The organism is Rhizobium sp. 05N49 (genome assembly GCF_056396805.1).
Genome location: NZ_JBFTME010000002.1, coordinates 360,843 through 378,187, shown reverse-complemented (window position 1 = coordinate 378,187; position 17,345 = coordinate 360,843). Strand labels below are relative to the sequence as shown.

The 17,345-nt window shown below is 59.4% G+C and carries 18 protein-coding genes; 10 read left to right on the top strand and 8 right to left on the bottom strand.

The annotated features are described in order from the left end of the window. Positions 1 to 119 precede the first annotated feature (119 nt). The gene (locus AC1DF8_RS06075; RefSeq protein ID WP_477995273.1) at positions 120 to 2,480 is read left to right on the top strand and encodes a methyl-accepting chemotaxis protein; all 2,361 of its coding nucleotides are present in this window, start codon (positions 120 to 122) and stop codon (positions 2,478 to 2,480) included. Positions 2,481 to 2,552: 72 nt separating this feature from the next. Here AC1DF8_RS06075 and ptsN read toward each other — a convergent pair whose 3' ends face one another. The 6 genes from ptsN to lptC all read right to left on the bottom strand — a co-directional run bounded on the left by ptsN (position 2,553) and on the right by lptC (position 7,839). Next, complete coding sequence (ptsN, locus tag AC1DF8_RS06070) at positions 2,553 to 3,017, bottom strand: PTS IIA-like nitrogen regulatory protein PtsN (RefSeq protein ID WP_029868958.1); 465 nt, start codon at positions 3,015 to 3,017, stop codon at positions 2,553 to 2,555. Between the two features lie 72 nt (positions 3,018 to 3,089). After that, positions 3,090 to 3,665 (bottom strand): ribosome hibernation-promoting factor, HPF/YfiA family, encoded by a 576-nt coding sequence (hpf, locus tag AC1DF8_RS06065; protein ID WP_029868957.1) that lies wholly within the window; start codon positions 3,663 to 3,665, stop codon positions 3,090 to 3,092. A gap of 324 nt (positions 3,666 to 3,989) precedes the next feature. Next, positions 3,990 to 5,543: an RNA polymerase factor sigma-54 gene (rpoN, locus tag AC1DF8_RS06060; protein WP_477995272.1), complete on the bottom strand. Its 1,554-nt coding sequence runs from the start codon at positions 5,541 to 5,543 to the stop codon at positions 3,990 to 3,992. Positions 5,544 to 5,699: 156 nt separating this feature from the next. Continuing rightward, positions 5,700 to 6,503 (bottom strand): LPS export ABC transporter ATP-binding protein, encoded by an 804-nt coding sequence (gene lptB / locus AC1DF8_RS06055; protein WP_112969995.1) that lies wholly within the window; start codon positions 6,501 to 6,503, stop codon positions 5,700 to 5,702. A 15-nt stretch (positions 6,504 to 6,518) separates the two neighbouring features. Then, positions 6,519 to 7,160, bottom strand: coding sequence for an LptA/OstA family protein (locus AC1DF8_RS06050; RefSeq protein ID WP_029868954.1), 642 nt, complete (start codon positions 7,158 to 7,160; stop codon positions 6,519 to 6,521). Between the two features lie 13 nt (positions 7,161 to 7,173). Continuing rightward, positions 7,174 to 7,839, bottom strand: a complete 666-nt coding sequence (lptC, locus tag AC1DF8_RS06045) for an LPS export ABC transporter periplasmic protein LptC (RefSeq protein ID WP_029868953.1) — start codon at positions 7,837 to 7,839, stop codon at positions 7,174 to 7,176. Positions 7,840 to 8,059: 220 nt separating this feature from the next. Here lptC and sppA point away from each other — a divergent pair, with 220 nt between their 5' ends. The 3 genes from sppA to AC1DF8_RS06030 all read left to right on the top strand — a co-directional run bounded on the left by sppA (position 8,060) and on the right by AC1DF8_RS06030 (position 9,773). Continuing rightward, on the top strand, positions 8,060 to 9,010 hold the full coding sequence (gene sppA / locus AC1DF8_RS06040; protein ID WP_112541802.1) for a signal peptide peptidase SppA: 951 nt from the start codon (positions 8,060 to 8,062) through the stop codon (positions 9,008 to 9,010). Positions 9,011 to 9,040: 30 nt separating this feature from the next. Continuing rightward, positions 9,041 to 9,340 carry an integration host factor subunit beta gene (locus AC1DF8_RS06035; RefSeq protein ID WP_003544934.1) on the top strand — a complete coding sequence of 100 codons (300 nt, stop codon included), beginning with the start codon at positions 9,041 to 9,043 and terminating at the stop codon, positions 9,338 to 9,340. 100 nt (positions 9,341 to 9,440) lie between these two features. After that, positions 9,441 to 9,773, top strand: coding sequence for a LapA family protein (locus AC1DF8_RS06030; RefSeq protein WP_029869035.1), 333 nt, complete (start codon positions 9,441 to 9,443; stop codon positions 9,771 to 9,773). 6 nt (positions 9,774 to 9,779) lie between these two features. On the opposite strand, the gene AC1DF8_RS06025 is transcribed toward AC1DF8_RS06030, so the two are convergent. Together AC1DF8_RS06025 and AC1DF8_RS06020 are read right to left on the bottom strand one after the other, a co-directional pair. Continuing rightward, positions 9,780 to 10,223 (bottom strand): GNAT family N-acetyltransferase, encoded by a 444-nt coding sequence (locus tag AC1DF8_RS06025; protein WP_112541998.1) that lies wholly within the window; start codon positions 10,221 to 10,223, stop codon positions 9,780 to 9,782. 32 nt (positions 10,224 to 10,255) lie between these two features. Further along, positions 10,256 to 10,708, bottom strand: coding sequence for a CoxG family protein (locus AC1DF8_RS06020; protein WP_477995268.1), 453 nt, complete (start codon positions 10,706 to 10,708; stop codon positions 10,256 to 10,258). Positions 10,709 to 10,823: 115 nt separating this feature from the next. On the opposite strand from AC1DF8_RS06020, the gene AC1DF8_RS06015 reads away from it, so the two are divergent. The 6 genes from AC1DF8_RS06015 to AC1DF8_RS05990 all read left to right on the top strand — a co-directional run bounded on the left by AC1DF8_RS06015 (position 10,824) and on the right by AC1DF8_RS05990 (position 17,305). Continuing rightward, positions 10,824 to 11,921, top strand: coding sequence for a class I SAM-dependent methyltransferase (locus tag AC1DF8_RS06015; protein ID WP_477995266.1), 1,098 nt, complete (start codon positions 10,824 to 10,826; stop codon positions 11,919 to 11,921). Next, on the top strand, positions 11,918 to 12,775 hold the full coding sequence (locus tag AC1DF8_RS06010; RefSeq protein WP_029869031.1) for a TrmH family RNA methyltransferase: 858 nt from the start codon (positions 11,918 to 11,920) through the stop codon (positions 12,773 to 12,775). Before AC1DF8_RS06015 ends, AC1DF8_RS06010 begins: the two co-directional genes overlap by 4 nt. Then, a complete protein-coding gene (gene lspA, locus AC1DF8_RS06005; protein WP_029869030.1) occupies positions 12,772 to 13,278 on the top strand; it encodes a signal peptidase II in 507 nt (168 codons plus the stop codon). Before AC1DF8_RS06010 ends, lspA begins: the two co-directional genes overlap by 4 nt. Before the next feature lie 55 nt (positions 13,279 to 13,333). Further along, complete coding sequence (locus AC1DF8_RS06000; RefSeq protein ID WP_477995263.1) at positions 13,334 to 15,568, top strand: hybrid sensor histidine kinase/response regulator; 2,235 nt, start codon at positions 13,334 to 13,336, stop codon at positions 15,566 to 15,568. 108 nt (positions 15,569 to 15,676) lie between these two features. After that, positions 15,677 to 16,552: a l-ornithine N(alpha)-acyltransferase gene (gene olsB, locus AC1DF8_RS05995; RefSeq protein WP_112969998.1), complete on the top strand. Its 876-nt coding sequence runs from the start codon at positions 15,677 to 15,679 to the stop codon at positions 16,550 to 16,552. Positions 16,553 to 16,669: 117 nt separating this feature from the next. Further along, the gene (locus tag AC1DF8_RS05990) at positions 16,670 to 17,305 is read left to right on the top strand and encodes a bleomycin resistance protein (RefSeq protein ID WP_112970245.1); all 636 of its coding nucleotides are present in this window, start codon (positions 16,670 to 16,672) and stop codon (positions 17,303 to 17,305) included. The last annotated feature ends 40 nt before the right edge of the window (positions 17,306 to 17,345 follow it).

Sequence of the window (17,345 nt, the reverse complement as noted above, 5' to 3'; positions counted from 1 at the left end):
CGCGATCGCACCTCGTCCATCTTCGAGGCGGTTCAACCCCTGTGGCTGCTCCATGACGAAGCATGCCTTACCCGCTGTGCCGAAGAATGGCCCTTCGGCGCGTCCTGCCCGAGGAACACATGTTCATTTTCAGAATGAAATCGCTTGCGGCGAAACTCATTGTCATTACCGGTGCCGCCATCGCACTGGTGCTCGTCGTTTCAAACCTCTTCCTCATCGACCAGACCCGTAGCCGCGTTCAGACCCTCACGCTGGATCAGGCCAATTCGGAAGCCAAGTCGATCGCCAACGAGATTGCCGCCAATGTCGGCGAGCTTGCGAGTGCTGCCCGTACCATGTCGGGCGTCGTCGGGCGCGGACACGAGGGCAAGATCCTCGACCGCAAGGGCATCATCAATATTCTGAAAGCCAACCTCGAACAGAATGCTTTCGCCTTTGGCAGCTGGTTCTGCGAGCAGCTCGGCGCATTCGACGGCAAGACCACTGAGATCGCCAACAACAACGACGAAGGCACGAACAAAGTCGGCGCCTTTACGCCCTACTGGTCGAAGACCAGGACCGGCGACATCCAGTTCTCGACCTTCGACAACGATTATACTGCCGAATGGTGGAAACTCGCTGCCGACAGCGGCAAGGGCGCGATCACTGCGCCGTACCTCGCCGAGGGCACCGACGTTCCGACCTTGCTGACGTCGATTGCCTATCCCGTCATGTCCGGCGGCAAGATGATCGGTGTGGAAGGCGTCGATATCTCGCTGAAGTCGCTCACCGACAAGGTGCAGGCGCTGCGCCCCTTCGGATCCGGTCGCGTGACGCTGATTGCCCAGAACGGCAACTGGATCGTTGCCCCGAGCCCCGAGCTCATGTCCAAACCCTATGGCGACAATCCTGGCTCGGCTGACGTAAAGGCTGCGCTTTCGTCCATGAAGGTCGGCCTCGTCAAGAATCTCAGCTTCGATGGGCTCGATCCGTTCGACCGCGTCGTCTATCCATTCCCAGTTCCGGGCCTGAATGCCAACTGGGTCGTGCTGGTCGACGTTCCGCATGCGGCGATGAATGCGCCGGTTCAGGACCAGACCGTCATGATGATCGTCAACGGCATCATCGTGCTCGGCGCTGTCCTGCTCGCCCTCTACTTCGCCGTCCGCTCGTTCGTTCAGCGTCCGCTCGCTGGCCTCGTCTCCAGCGTCAAGGCGCTGAGCGACGGTAAATATGACGAAGCGGTCGCCGGCCAGAACCGCGCCGACGAAATCGGATCGGTCGCCAAGGCTCTCGAAGGTTTCCGCTTTGCCCTTGCCGATACGCGGCGTCTCGAAGCCGAGGCGGACAATCAGCGGCTCGCCGCCGAAACCGAACGCGGTCGCTCGGAATCGGAACGCCAGCAATCGGTCAACCTGCAGCGTCATATCGTGTCGATCGTCGGTGCGGGCCTTTCCGAACTGTCGCAGGGCAATCTCGGCCACCGCATTACCGAGGAATTCCCCGGCGAATACGGCAAGCTGAAGCAGGACTTCAATGCCGCTCTGGCGAGCCTTGAGGAAACCATCACTACGATGAGCCTCAGCGTCGTCAATATCGGCTCCGGCACCGGCGAAATCAGCAACAGCGCGTCCGACCTTGCCAAGCGCACCGAACAGCAGGCGGCAAGCCTGGAAGAGACGGCAGCGGCACTCAACGAGCTGACCGCTCAGGTCAACTCCAGCGCCGAGAATGCGCGTACAGCGGCTGACAACGTCAATCTCGCCTGCGAAGACGCCGAGAAATCAGGTGAAGTCGTGCAGAAGGCGATTGCCTCCATGCACGGCATCGAACAGTCCTCGACGGAAGTGTCGCGCATCATCGGCGTCATCGACGAGATCGCCTTCCAGACGAACCTTCTGGCTCTGAACGCCGGTGTCGAAGCGGCCCGCGCAGGAGAAGCAGGCAAGGGCTTTGCGGTCGTCGCGCAGGAAGTGCGCGAACTCGCCCAGCGTTCGGCAAATGCCGCCAAGGAAATCAAGACGCTCATCAACACATCGGCCGTCCAGGTCAAGGAAGGCGTCGATCTCGTCGGTCGGGCCGGCGAGACGCTGCACAAGATTGCCGAGCAGGTGATGGGCATCAACGGCCTCATCCGTCAGATCTCAGCCTCTGCGAGCGAGCAGGCTATTGGCCTGAAGGAAATCAACCAGGCCGTGAACCAGATGGATCAGGTCACGCAGCAGAACGCAGCGATGGTCGAAGAGACCACCGCCGCCAGCGTGACGCTGAACGACGAGGCCCAGACGCTGAAGACACTGGTCAGCCGCTTCCGCGTCGCGGGCCAGGGAAATGCCGCGGCAGCACTGCGAGCCACCGGGCAACAGATGCGCGCATCGGCCGCTCAGACACCACGCGCAGCCGCTCCGGCACCACGTGCGGCTGCTCCTGCACCGCGACGGGCCGTTACTCAGTCTCGCGGCTCGGCGGCTGTTGCCCAGGACAATTGGGAAGAGTTCTGATCGCTTGTCGCCGAACAGGAAAGGCGCCTGATCGATCAGGCGCCTTTTTGCATTCGGATGGACAGTCAGGCGTCAGGCAGCGTTCGACGTCTGCTCTTCATTGAGGAAGGCATAAATCGCCGAAGCGGAATCGGTCGCGCGCAGCTTGGCGACCAGATCGTGGTCGCGCAGGACGCGCGCAATGCGTGAAAGCGCCTTGAGGTGATCAGCACCGGCGCCTTCCGGCGCCAGAAGCAGAAACACCAGATCGACCGGCTGGTCATCCAGCGCTTCGAAATCAACGGGCTGTTCCAACCGAGCGAAAATACCGACGATGGAGTGGATATTGACGAGCTTGCCGTGGGGAATGGCGATGCCGTTGCCGACACCGGTCGAGCCCAGGCGTTCACGCTGCAGGATCACATCGAAGATTTCCCGCTCGGAAAGCCCCGTGGTCCTGGAGGCTTTTGCTGCCAATTCCTGAAGCAACTGTTTCTTGGAATTTACCCTGAGGGCGGGAATGATCGCATCCTGGTGCAGCAAATCTGCCAATGCCATTTCTTTTTCCTTCTGTCACCGAGATCACGCGTCCGAAGGAGCGGTACATCGCACCACTCCTTCGTCCGGATCTCAGCTTTTGATATTGGCTGAATCGATCCAGCCAATATTTCCGTCGTGACGACGGTAAACGATGTTGAGCTGTTCCTTGCCGGGGCTGCGGAACAGGAGAAGTGGCTCATCGGTCATGTCGAGTGCCATGACGGCGGTTGCGACAGACATCGTCTTGAGCTGCTTGGTGCTTTCAGCGACGATGGCCGGAGCGAAATCGTCCGGGACCTCGTCTTCGTGATCGGGAACCGCGTCCATGACGGTGTAGGCGACTTCCGCGAAACCGTTCAGGTGATTACCAGCGTGGTGATCCTTGAGCTTTCGTTTGTAGCGGCGCAGGCGCTTCTCGATACGCTCGGATGCCGCATCAAAGGCAATCTGCGGGTCCATCGCCTCACCTGCCGCATGCAGCACGACGCCGCTGTCGAGATGAAGCTTGCAATCGGCGGAAAACCGAGAGTTCGATTTTTCCACGATCACCTGACCGGAATATCCCCCGTCGAAGTATTTCGTGACGGCCACACCAATTTGGTCCTCGATCTTTTGACGGAAGGAGTCACCAATTTCCATATGTTTACCGGATACACGCACACTCATGGAGTTTCCCTTCTTATGGTAGTTTGCGAGTATCAGTTTACGCCAAGCCTCAAGTTCATCCAAGCACTTCGCGCAATCTCAAGCAAGATGAGGCTCAAGTCTGCGTGTCCCTGGTGCCGTAAGGATGATGGGGATAATGCCCGGATGCCCTTCGCTGCTCCGATTGCGGCGGGCTTCTAGCGACAGGCTCCCGGAAAGTCAATAGCCCGGCACAGCGAGGCCTAGTATACGCGGAAAACGTGCAATGAAAATCCCATGAAATGGGGAGGCATCCGCGATCAGCGGTTCGTAACGACGAGCGTTTACTCGCCCTGGCGTTGCAACTCAGAAGCCGGCGACCTTGGCTAGTGCACGCTTTTCCCTGCGGCGCTGGACCGAAGAGGCAATGTTCATCGCCTCCCGGTATTTGGCGACCGTTCGACGCGCAAGATCGATGCCGCCTTTCTTGAGCATATCGACGATGTCGTCGTCGGAGAGCACCGCGTCGGGGCTTTCCTGCATGATCAGCGTGCGGATCTTATGGCGAACCGCCTCAGCCGAATGGCTGTCCCCGCCCGCGACGGCGCTGATCGAAACTGTGAAGAAATATTTGAGTTCGAAAAGACCGCGCGGCGTCAGCATATATTTATTCGAGGTGACGCGGCTGACCGTCGATTCATGCATCTTGATCGCTTCGGCAACCGTCTTGAGGTTCAGCGGCCGCAGATGATCGACGCCATGTACGAGAAATGCATCCTGTTGGCGTACGATCTCGCTTGCGACCTTCATGATGGTCTTGGCGCGCTGATCCAGACTGCGCGTCAGCCAGTTGGCGCTCTGAAGACATTCGGAGAGGAAGGCGTAATCCTCTCCATTCTTCGTAATGTGCGAAAAATAGGTCTGGTTGACCAGGACCCGCGGGAGCGTATCCGGATTGAGTTCGACAAGCCAGGCGCCGTCAGACGAAGGGCGGACCACGACGTCGGGCGTGATGGCCTCTGAAACGCCGGCCTCGAACCCGCTGCCGGGTTTCGGATTGAGCTGGCGGATTTCGGCGAGCATGTCGAGCAAGTCTTCCTCATCGACGCCGCAGAGGCGCTTCAGGCTGACGAAGTCACGCCGTGCAAGCAATTCGAGATTTTCGACCAGTGCCTGCATGGCAGGGTCGAAACGATCCTTCTGGCGCAGTTGAATAGCCAGGCATTCGGCAAGGGTACGGGCAAAGACGCCGGGCGGATCGAGCGTCTGCAACGCTGCGAGCACGCGCTCAATGTCTTCTGCATCTGTACCGAGACGCTCACCGGCTTCGGCGACATCTGCCTGCAAATAGCCGGCATCGTCGAGCTGATCGACCAGGTTCTGGGCAATCAGGCGATCGGCCATATCGGGCAATATGAAAGGTATCTGCTGGGCAAGATGATCGCGCAACGAGACCTGGCCGGCAACGAAATCATCGAGATCATAATTGTCAGCACCTTCGGCGCTGCCCGGCATCGATTTCCACTGGCTGACGAGTTCAGGCGCGTCGAGACGCTGCGGCGCTCCATCATCGGGAAAAACATTGCTGTAATTGGCGTCCAGCTCGTCACTCAGCCGGCTTGGGCTGCCGTTATCGTACCAGTCGCCGGACAGCGTTTCGCCACGGGCCTCATAATCGCCGTCGCCCGCGTCCTCTGTCTGCTGGGAGTATGGTTCGTCCGCGGCCTCACCACGTTCGCCGGTGTCGCCATCGCCATCGCTCGACGGGATTTCGAGCAGTGGATTCTTCTCCACTTCCTGAGCGATGAACTGGGTGAGTTCAACATGCGTCATCTGCAGCAACTGGATGGATTGCATCAGTTGCGGTGTCATCACCAGGGACTGGTTCTGTCTTAGAAAAAGGTTTGCAGACAGGGCCATGGCGGACGCTAAACTCCCTCGACTCCTCCTGGAAACCGCGTCCGATCAAGGCTTCAGGCCACGGAAATCCGAGTTGGCCCAAAAATTGCTTTTTTATCCTATTTGGTCAAGCGGAACCTATGCCGCAACGATAATTTTCTGTCGTCCAGAACTGGTTCAGAGACTGAAATTGTCGCCCAAATAAAGCCGGCGCACTTCGGGATTGTTGACGATATCGTTCGCGCGCCCATGGGTCAGCACTTCGCCTGCATGGATAATATAGGCCCGGTCGATCAATCCCAATGTCTCGCGCACATTGTGGTCGGTGATCAAGACACCGATGCCGCGTGCCGTCAAATGATGCACAAGGTTCTGAATATCGGCAACCGAGATCGGGTCGACACCGGCAAAGGGCTCGTCGAGCAACATGAATGTCGGGTCGGTCGCAAGCGCGCGGGCGATTTCCAGGCGTCGGCGTTCACCGCCCGAGAGTGCCACGGCGGCACTCTTGCGGAGCTTGGCGATGTGAAATTCTTCGAGCAGTTCGTCGAGCTTGCGCTCACGCGCCGCCTTGTCTTTTTCATGCACCTCGAGAACGGCTCGGATATTCTCCTCCACCGTCAGTCCACGAAAAATCGAGGCTTCCTGCGGCAGGTAGCCGACGCCGAGGCGGGAGCGACGATACATGGGCATCGTTGTCACGTCATTGCCGTCGATTTCGATCGTTCCCTCATCAACCGGCACAAGGCCGGTAATCATGTAGAAACAGGTGGTCTTGCCGGCGCCGTTCGGACCTAGCAGGCCCACGGCCTCGCCGCGCCGCACGACCAGCGAGACGCCGTTGACGACACGCCGCGTCGCATAGGTCTTGGTCAGACCGCGTGCAATCAGCGTTCCCTGATAACGGGCCTTATCGACGGGAGCAGCCGCAGCTTCCGTCGCAGCTCTGCCGGACTTGGTGGATAAGGAGAATAGCTTCACGTGAAAGGCCGACTCTCAGTTCTGCTTTGGCTGCTGGCTCGGCTGCGATTTCGGATCGAGCTGAATTTGGACACGGCCGCCACAGCTTTCAAGCTCTGCCTGGCCTGTCGTCATGTGAACGGTGAGCTGGCAACCGGTAAAAACGTTCGGGCCATCCGTCAGCACGACCTTCTTGCCGGTGAGGATRAAGACCTGCGAGGTCATATCGAAATTGCCATCRTCGGCKGTCGCCGTCTGCGTCCCAGAGGTGAGGTAGACCTTGTCGGTCACCAGGATCTTGTCGATGTCCGCGCTGCCCGAGGCAAGGGAATTGGACTGCTCAGCGGCTGCCTGCGCCGGCTGGGCTGCAGGTGCTGCTGCGCCGCCTGCCTGGGGCTGCTTTGCCTTGTCCTTGTAATAGACGGTCATTTTGCCGGCCTGCAGGGTCGTCGTACCCTGAACGACCTTGACGTCACCGGTGAAGAGCGCCGTATGTTCCTGATCATGGATTTCCAGCTTGTTGCTTTCGATCTGGATCGGCTGATCGCTTGAAAGCTTCATGCCAGGCATCGTCGTCGACTGAGCGGCCGCCCCCGCGACCGACAGAACGAAGGCAAGCGCGCCAGTGATGAAAGCTACGCCAGTCTTGCAAGTTGAAATGCGACAATCTTTTGTCATGTGACCCGGCTCTTTAGGTACCCTGTTTGTGGATAGCGGATGATTCAACATTCATGCGAACATTCCCCTCGAATGTGATCACGCGCCCCTTATCGGTTATATTGAGGGTCTGCGCAACAATCGAAGCGTTGTCCTTGGTAATTCTGACGGGATCGTCCGTCGTCAAGTTTCCGCCCTTGATATCAAGGTGGGCGGACTGAAAATTCGCAACGAGACCGCTGCTCAGGACAAGGGTGAACGGTGCGGTCATATGCAGGTTGTCGGTGGCGCGGTTGAAATCCGCGGTCGCCGCCGTCACGCGAGCCATCAGGCCGTCATTCATCGGCACGGCCGCCTTGATCGTCTCCAGCGTGATGAAGTCGGGATTGCGAATATCCTGCAGCGCGCGTTCGGCCAGCATCGAATAATTGATGCCGTCGGAGTTACGACCGGCAATGGCCGGCTTTTCCATCACGACTTTGCCGTTCTCGATCTTGGCGCCCTCGATCTTGATGGTTTCAGGCAGGTAAGTGCGGATCACAGAGACGGCAATGAAGATGAGGGAAACGACGAGAGCTGCGACCGGGAGCAAAAACTTCAGGCGGCGGACACGTACGGAATGAAACCGGGCAACGCCATAGGCGCTGTCCTTTGGCCCTGCGTATGCGGGCTTCCCGTTATTCCTGAGGGTATCGAGCATATGCCTGGTCCGTGTGTGATGATCGTGCCGCTTATATAGCAATAGCGGTCGCCAATCACAGTTCGTTTCGCATTATTACATTGGCTTGCCAATATGGATTTTTTTCTGCAACAAGCAACTAAACCGAAAATAGCAGGTTTCCGGGCATTTTCTCGAAGGGGCTTGCGCCTTATTTCCCAGCGGCGGAAACCGCTGTTGGGTTTCGTTTCTGGAGGTTGGAATGGACAGCTCGATCATCGCAGACCGCCGGCTGCTGCGCCGCAGGCTTGGTTTCTGGCGCCTTGCTGCGGTCGTGCTGCTCGTTGCGCTGGGCTTCGCGCTTTATAGTTTTGCCTTCAGCGAAAGCAGCACGGCGCGGCCGCATATCGCCCATGTGACGATCTCCGGCCTCATCACGGATGATGACGAACTGCTCGAGCGACTGAAAAAGATCAAGGACAACGATCAAGTCAAGGCAGTCGTGGTCTCGATCTCCTCGCCCGGCGGCACGACCTATGGCGGCGAAAAGATCTTCAAGGCGATCCGGGCGATTGCGGAGAAGAAGCCCGTCGTCTCCGACGTCAGAACGCTCGCAGCTTCCGCCGGCTACATGATTGCAACGGCCGGCGATACGATCATCGCCGGCGAAAGCTCGATCACCGGCTCGATCGGTGTCATCTTCCAGTACCCGCAGATCCAGCCACTGCTCGACAAGCTCGGCGTCTCGCTGCAGGAGATCAAATCTTCGCCGCTCAAGGCCGAGCCGTCGCCGTTCCACGACACGAGTGAAGAAGCCAAGGCCATGATCCGCAACATGGTTCTCGACAGCTACGACTGGTTCGTCAACCTCGTTGCCGACCGGCGCAAATTGCCGCATGACGAGGTGCTCAAACTGGCTGACGGCACGATCTATACGGGCCGCCAGGCGCTCAAGGTGAAGCTCATCGACGCCGTCGGTGGAGAAGCGGAAATCAAGGCCTATCTGACCTCCCGAAACGTTAGCGACAAGCTCCCGGTCGTCGACTGGGACAAGAAGAGCAACACGCCCTTTTTGCTCGCTGGAGCTGTTTCGCGATTGATTACGATCTTTGGTTATGGTGATCTGGTCAAAGGTCAGGATATGAACGGCATCCTACCCCCAAAGTTGCTCCTTGACGGGCTGCTTTCAGTTTGGCAGGTTGGCCAGGATTGAATAAGAAATCAATAATTTAAGGGGGCAATCGTGATCAAGTCCGAACTGGTGCAGATCGTTGCGGCACGCAATCCGCATCTCTACCACCGCGATGTTGAAAATATCGTCAATGCGGTCCTCGACGAGATCACGGATGCGCTTGCTGCCGGCAACCGCGTCGAACTGCGCGGCTTCGGCGCATTTTCCGTCAAGAACCGCCCATCCCGCTCCGGCCGCAACCCGCGCACCGGCGATACGGTATTTGTCGAAGAGAAGTGGGTCCCCTTCTTCAAGACCGGGAAGGAACTGCGCGAGCGCCTGAACCCCGGACAGGCCGACGAAGAGGATTGATCCTCGGCATCGCGCATCAAGCCACACTTGAACTTCGCCGCCGCCCTTCTATTCTGGCGTCCATGAAGCTTGCCTTTGGAAGACCGGCGCGGAGAACCATATGACCAAGAAGATCATCAACCTTTTGATTTTGCTGCCACTCGGCGTCATCCTGATTATCTTCTGCGTCGCCAACCGACAGAATGTGACGCTTGCCTTCAATCCGTTTCGCCCGGAAGATCAGGTTCTTTCCCTCGCCGCGCCTTTCTTCGTCTTCCTGCTGATCGCCTTCATCATTGGCATGCTGGTGGGTTCTGCTGCGACCTGGTTCAATCAAGGCAAACATCGCAAGCGCGCACGCGTCGAAGCCAAGGAAGCAATCCGCTGGCAAGGCGAAGCTGGCCGCCACAAAACGCGGGCGGAGGAAATCGCCGGACAGTTACCCTCGCGATGATTGCAACTATCCCGTCGTGGCGGGAATGAAACTCAGTTCTTCATAGTCGCCTTCCGTCGAGGCGCCCCTGCCGGTGACCTGAAAGCCATGCGCCAGATAGAAGGCTTTGGCCCTGCTGTTGTTGACCAGGCATTTCAGCCGATACCTGTGCTCGGGCCAGGCAGGAAGCGATTGCAGCAACGCGGTTCCCGCGCCTTTGCCCTGGAATTCGGGCAGGATGTAGAGCATGTGGATGAAATCATCCGCCGCCCAGATCGATATGAAGCCAGCTATCTTCCCAGCGGGTTCCTCGCAGACGGAGATCATTTCACCGTTGGTATGGGCGGCAAAATCCTCCCGATGAAATTTGCCGGGGTCCACCCATGTGAAGGTTCGGCGTCGGACGGAGAGGTAGATCTCAGCGAGCTGCATCGCATCTTCGGGACGGTTCGGTCGGATTTTCCAGGTCATCGATCCTGCTTGGAAGGGATTGTGCATAGTGTCTAGCCTGCAGCCTTTTCGACGACGGCCGCGTTGAAGCTGCCCCAGAAGCGTCGCGCGAGCTTTTCCAGCGTGGTGCGGATCAGCCTGCCGCCGAGTTCGGCGACCCGCCCCCCCGTATCACCGTCCGCCTTATAACACAGCAAGGTATGCAGGCCCTCGTCCACCAGGGTCACATCGGCTTCGCCTCTTGCAAAGCCGGCAATCCCGCCCCGCCCTTCCGCGGCGATGGTGTAACTGCGCGGCACATCGACATCCGAAAGCCTGATCTCGCCGTTGAACGTCACGGAAAACAGTCCGAAACCGACTTTGACCGTTGCCAGGAATTGTGTGGACGACAGCTTTTCGACGTTTTGGCAGCCGGGAATGCATTGCCTGATGATATCGGGATCGTTCATGGCCGCCCATACAACATCCCGCGGCGCGGCGATGCGTTCCTCCCCGATCAGTTCCATCAGCAATTCCCCATTTCCATGAGCGAACCATATCATAACGGGAAAGCGCTTTGCCAAGGTCGGACAGGATGCTATTTGCACTGGCTCAATTGATTTTTGGACGCGGAAGACCACGTTGAAACAGAGAGAACGCCGGCCCGGCGCGAAGACGTCGGCAGGCCCTTCGGGCGGACGCCGCAGCGATGCGCGACCTGCAATGCCGGAGAAGACGGCCGCAAAACCTGCACCTCAGCGCGAACAGCGCCCACCGGCAGCCATTCCGGCAGCAATCGACCGCCCGCTCATGGTGCGCAATGGCGAGCGGCCGGCTGAACGCGTCCCCGTCATCCTCGATTCGACGGGCGCCGGCGATTTCCATCTGATCGACAGCGGCAACGGTCAGAAGCTGGAGCAGTACGGCCCCTACCGGATCGTGCGCCCTGAGGGACAGGCACTGTGGCAGCCAACCCTGCCCGCCCATGCCTGGGAGAAGGTCGACGCTGTCTTCACCGGCGATACGGATGAGGAAGGCACTGGCCGCTGGCGTTTTCCGAAGGGGGCGCATGGCGAGACCTGGCCCCTCAACCTGCTCGGTGTCGATTTCTTCGGCCGCTTCACCTCCTTCCGGCATGTCGGCGTTTTTCCCGAGCAGATCGTGCACTGGAGCTGGATGAAGGAACAGGTGGAACGGGCTGGGCGACCTCTGAAGGTGCTGAACCTCTTCGGTTATACCGGCGTCGCCTCACTGGTCGCCGCCGCCGCCGGTGCGGAGGTCACGCATGTGGACGCGTCGAAGAAGGCGATCGGCTGGGCCCGCGAGAACCAGGCGCTGGGACGCATGGAGAAATTGCCGATCCGCTGGATCTGCGAGGACGCCATGAAGTTCATCCTGCGCGAGGAGCGCCGAGGCAGCCAATACGACATCATTCTCACCGACCCGCCGAAATTCGGCCGCGGGCCGAACGGCGAGGTCTGGCATCTCTTCGAACACCTGCCGCTGATGCTGGATATCTGCCGCGAGATCCTGTCGCCTAGAGCCGTCGGCCTGGTGCTGACCGCCTATTCGATCCGGGCGAGCTTCTATTCGATCCACGAATTGATGCGCGAGACAATGCGCGGGGCCGGCGGCGTGGTCGAATCCGGCGAACTCGTCATCCGCGAGGCAGGCCTTGACGGCAAGACGCCGGGTCGGGCGCTCTCCACTTCCCTCTTTTCCCGCTGGGTGCCGAAATGAACGAATTCCACGATCGCGGCCCCCGCAGGGTTGGGCAGGTGAAGGAAGTCACCTCGCTTGCCAATCCGATCATAAAAGACATCAAGGCGCTGACCAACAAGAAGTCGCGTGAAGAGAGCGGCACCTTCATGGCTGAAGGGCTGAAGCTCGTCATCGACGCGATCGAGCTCGGCTGGACAATCCGCACGCTCGTCTATGCCAAGGCAGCCAAGGGCAAGCCGCTGGTCGAGCAGATGGCGGCAAAGACCGTTGCGTCCGGCGGTCTGGTGCTCGAAGTCAGCGAGAAGGTGATCTCCTCGATCACGCGTCGCGACAATCCGCAGATGGTGGTCGGCATTTTCGAAACGCGCTGGGCAAAGCTCAGGGATATCCGGCCGAAGGATGGCGAGACGTGGGTGGCGCTCGACCGCGTGCGCGATCCGGGCAATCTTGGAACGATCATCCGGACGGCTGACGCGGCCGGCGCCTCCGGCGTCATTCTTGTCGGCGAAACGACCGATCCTTTCTCGTTGGAAACGGTGCGGGCCACCATGGGCTCGGTCTTTGCCGTTCAGGTCGCCCATGCAACTGCGGAGGAATTCATCGCCTGGAAGAAGCAGGCGGGCGTTTCCGTCGTCGCGACCCATCTTGCCGGCTCGGTCGACTATCGCACGATCGATTACAAGAAGAAGCCGGTCGTGCTTCTGATGGGCAACGAACAATCCGGCCTGCCGGACCAGCTTGCCAGGGAAGCGGACGCGCTTGCCCGCATTCCGCAGCAGGGTCGCGCCGATTCCCTCAATCTCGGCGTTGCCACAGCCGTCATGCTTTTCGAGGCACGCCGCCATCTCCTCTCACTGTCCGAGGGCAAATGACCGATCTTGCGACCGCACGCCCGGCGCTCTTTTCACGACCGCTGCCGATCCTGATCTTCATCGTGATCGCCGTCATCCTCGACCAGATCGTCAAGATCGCCGTCGACCATTATCTTCCGCTGCAGGAAGCCGTGCCCGTCATTCCGATGCTGGCGCTCTACCGCACTTACAATCTGGGCGTCGCGTTCTCGATGCTATCAGGCATGGATGGCTGGTTCATCGTCGGCATGCGCCTGATCATCGTCGCTTTCGTACTTTATCTCTGGCATCGCACGGCCAAGGACCGCTGGCTGGCGCATCTCGGTTACGCGCTGATCATTGCAGGAGCGATCGGCAATCTCATCGACCGTTTCGCCTATGGCCATGTGATCGACTATATCCTCTTCCACACGGAAACCTGGTCCTTCGCCGTGTTCAATCTCGCCGACAGTTTTATCACCGTTGGCGCAGGCTGCGTCATTGTCGATGAGATGCTGCAGAAGCCGAAAAAGACGGATCATTAAATTTTTAGCGGATTCCTGAAAACATTCGGAACGGGCAATATGTTAGCTGGACTGCATGCAGAGTCTGGCGCAGTTACAGGACCGATTGTCCGCCGCATTCGGCGGTACCGCCGTCAGGGCCTACCGAGGCCGGACGGCGGGTGAATTATCGTCGCCGCCTCCCCTGCGCTCTCTGTATCCTCTGCTCTTTTACTGGCTCGGCGGAGCAGGTCTCATTTCGGCGATCCTGCTGCTGTTGCTTTCTCACTGGGGCGGGTCACTCGTTGCAGGCCTCGGCCTTGTCCTGATCGCCGCGATTGCAGGCTATCTTGCCACGCTTTTGAAGAACGGAGCCAGGCCCGGCGGGCGAAGCCCGGATATATCTGAACGTGTCGATACAACCGGCCTGCTCGGTGAGGTCCATGACGTGCTCGGCGACATCGTCGTCACCCGGACGATGGACCGCCGCATCATCGGCGCCAATGAGACGTTCCGCCGGCTGACAGGGCGCGCCAAACCCGAAGGCCAGACTTGCGAGGAGATCGGCCTTGCCTTCCGCCCCGGCCCTCAGCCGCACCGCTATGATGTCGAAATCTCGACATCGACCGGCCAGCGCATCTTTCTCTGGCAAGATGTGGTGACCCGCGATCCGACAAATGGACGCCTGCTTTTGCAAAGCATCGCGCGCGACGTGACCGAAGAGCGGCTTGCCGCCGAAAGCCGTGAGGAGGCTCGGCAGAAGGCCGAATATAACAGCGCCGCCAAATCGCGGCTGCTTGCCACGGTCAGTCACGAAATCCGCACGCCTCTGTCAGGCATTCTCGGCATGGCGCATCTGATCGCAGAAACGAAGCTCACGCAGGAACAGCAGAACTACCTCACCAGCATCCGCCAGTCCGGTCAGGCGCTGACGCAGCTGGTTGAAGATTTGCTCGACTTCTCCACCATCGAGGTCGGCCGCTTCCAGCTTCATCCGCGCTCGGAATCCCTGCGCAAGCTGGTCGAAAGCGTTGTCGAGATGCTCGCCCATCGCGCTCATGAGAAGGGTATCGAGATCGGCGCGACAGTTTCCTCCGACGTACCGGAGCTGATGAACTTCGATCCGGCGCGACTGCGGCAGGTGCTCTTCAATGTCATCGGCAATGCCGTCAAGTTCACGCAGGCCGGCGGCGTCTTCATCCGCGTCTCCCGAGCTGCCGGCGAGCTGGTGATATCGGTGACCGATACCGGGCCTGGCATGACGGCGGACGAGCAGGCGCGCATATTCGGGGAATTCGAACAGGGCGGTTCGCTTGCCCAGAAGAGCAACGGCACGGGCCTCGGCCTTGCAATCTCCGCCCGCATCATGCGCGAATTCGACGGTTCGCTGACAGTTGCAAGCGAGAGGGGCAAGGGCAGCCAGTTCACCATCCGCTTTCCTGTCGAATTTTCGGAAGAGGATACAGCCACCCGAAATGCCTTGCTGGCGGGAAACAGCATCGTGCTGCTCGCTCCGGCGGGCGCAGCGCGCACGGCGATCGCCGAAACGATCACGACGCTTGGCGGACGCTGCCACCTTGTCGCCGCCGGCGAGGCGGCGCGCGAAAGTCTGCTGTCGCTAGCCCGCAGCGGCGACCGACCGACCGATATTATCGTCGATCACCGCATGTCTGACGATTTCTCGCTGCATATCGCCGATCGCACGGAGATCGCGGCACTGGGCCTGCGCAAGGTGCTGCTCGTCAATCCGGAAGAGCGCAACTCCTATTCGCTCGACCTCTTCGATGCGTGGCTGATCCGGCCGCTGCGCGAGCAGTCGCTGATCGACGTGCTGCGCGGACGCATGCGCGGCATGGAAAAGCGCGATGCGCTGAACGACAACCAGCCCGGGCTCGGCCCCTCCATTGCTGAACGCACGGCGATGGGCGGCGGTCTTTCCGTCCTGCTAGGCGAGGACGATCCGATCAATGCCATGCTGGTGCGGGTCATGCTGGAAAAAGGCGGCCATTCCGTCAGGCACGTGGATGATTTCGAAACCCTGCTCGATTATGCATTGGGTGACGACAGGCCCGATATCATCATCAGCGATCTCTCCATGCCCGGCGGCAATGGCATCGACATGCTCGGACGCCTGCGCGGACACGAACGACGGCTCGATCTTCAGCCCGTACCGGTCATCGTCCTGACTGCTGACAAGAGTGACGAATCGCGGCGACAGGTCTTGCTCAACGGCGCCAATCGCGTCATGGTGAAGCCGGTGGATCCAGTCAGGCTGTTGACCGAAGTACAGGCGGTTGTTGCGCTTTCGGCACGCCGGGCTGAGGCGCGCTGAAGGTGGGGAAATCGGCACGTTTCTTGCGTGCACAAATTCGATATGTCACTTTCCTGTCGTACATAAGTGTTTTATGGCGTGTGGTAGGCCGGAGACGGGAGAATCGCCATGTCTGTTGACATCCTTAATTGTGACGCTGTTGCCGAGGCCGCTCGGCCGTCGACGGCTGCCGCGCCGAAGGAAGACGATGTTCTCGGTCGTATCGGCAATCTGGAGACTCGCCTTGCCCGCAGCGCGCGTGAAATCGATGCCGCGCAGGCTGTGCGTTACCGCGTTTTCGTCGAGGAAATGAAGGCCCAGCTGCCGGCAGACGCCATGCGCCGCGAGCGGGACTTCGATGCCTACGATGCCTTCTGCGATCATCTTCTCGTTCTCGACCGCTCGATCGAGGGGGACGCTGAAGACCAGATCGTCGGGACCTACCGGCTGCTGAGGCAGGATGTCGCCATGGCCAATGGCGGTTTTTACTCGGCTTCGGAATTTGCGATCGACGAGCTCATTGCCCGTCATCCTGACAAGCGCTTCATGGAACTCGGCCGCTCCTGCGTGCTGCCGGAGTACCGCACCAAGCGCACGGTGGAACTGCTCTGGCAGGGCAATTGGGCCTATGCGCTGAAGCACGGCATGAGCGCCATGTTCGGCTGCGCCTCCTTCCCAGGCGTTCACCCGGAAAGCCATGCGCTGGCACTCTCCTTCCTCTATCACAGCGTGCTCGCCAAGAACGAATGGGCCGTTGGCGCCCTGCCGCATCTCGCGCGCGACATGGACCTGATGCCGCCCGAAGGCGTCAATCCGAAAAAGGCGCTGATGGCGTTGCCGCCGCTCATCAAGGGTTACCTGCGCCTCGGCGCGATGGTCGGTTCCAGCGCGGTCGTCGATCAGGCGTTCAATACGACCGACGTGCTGATCGTGCTGCCGATATCGAGCATTTCCGACCGATATCTCAATTATTATGGTGCAGACGCAGGTCGCTTCGCAAGCTGACGGCCATCGCTTGACGGCGATGTCTCATGCATCCATTCTTATTCGGCGTTTTCAGTAGGGCGCATCGGCAATGGTGCCGGCTGGGCTATGCCCGCCTACAAGATCAAACCTTGCGCCATGCCGAATCTCGAAAATCTCCGGAAGAAAGCCAAGCAATTCAAGCGCTGGCATCAGGATCGTTATTATCCTGTTGCCGCAGAGATTCGCCATTGGCTTTCCCGCTACCGCCATCTCAATGACCGGCAAATCCTCGAACTTGAGTTCAAGCTTGCGGATGCACAGGAACTGGTGGCCGCACAGGAGGGATTTGAAAGCTGGGAGGCGCTGAAAAAAGGGCTCACGGAGATGAATGCAACCGACCAGCAGAAATCCGCTTGCCAACCGACATTGCTTGACGCTCAGCCGCAGCTTTTTGTGGACGATATCCAGGCCGCCTGCGATTTCTATTCACAGAAACTCGGCTTCACGATTGCCTTTACCTACGGCGAACCGCCCTTTTATGCGCAAGTCATTCGCGATGCAGCCAGGCTCAATCTTCGCCACGTCGACATGCCTGCCTTCCATCCCGAACTTCGTCAGCGCGAGAGGGATATCCTGTCAGCAACGATCACACTTGATGATGTGAAGGCACTTTTTCTCGAATACACCGCAAATGGCGTGCCGTTTCATCAGCCGCTGAGGCTGGAACCCTGGGGCGCCCGAACATTCATCGTATGCGATCCAGATGGAAACCTGATCGCCTTCGCGGGCTAGGCTGCGTGCGGCCGGACCGCAGTGATCCGGCCTCTTTTAC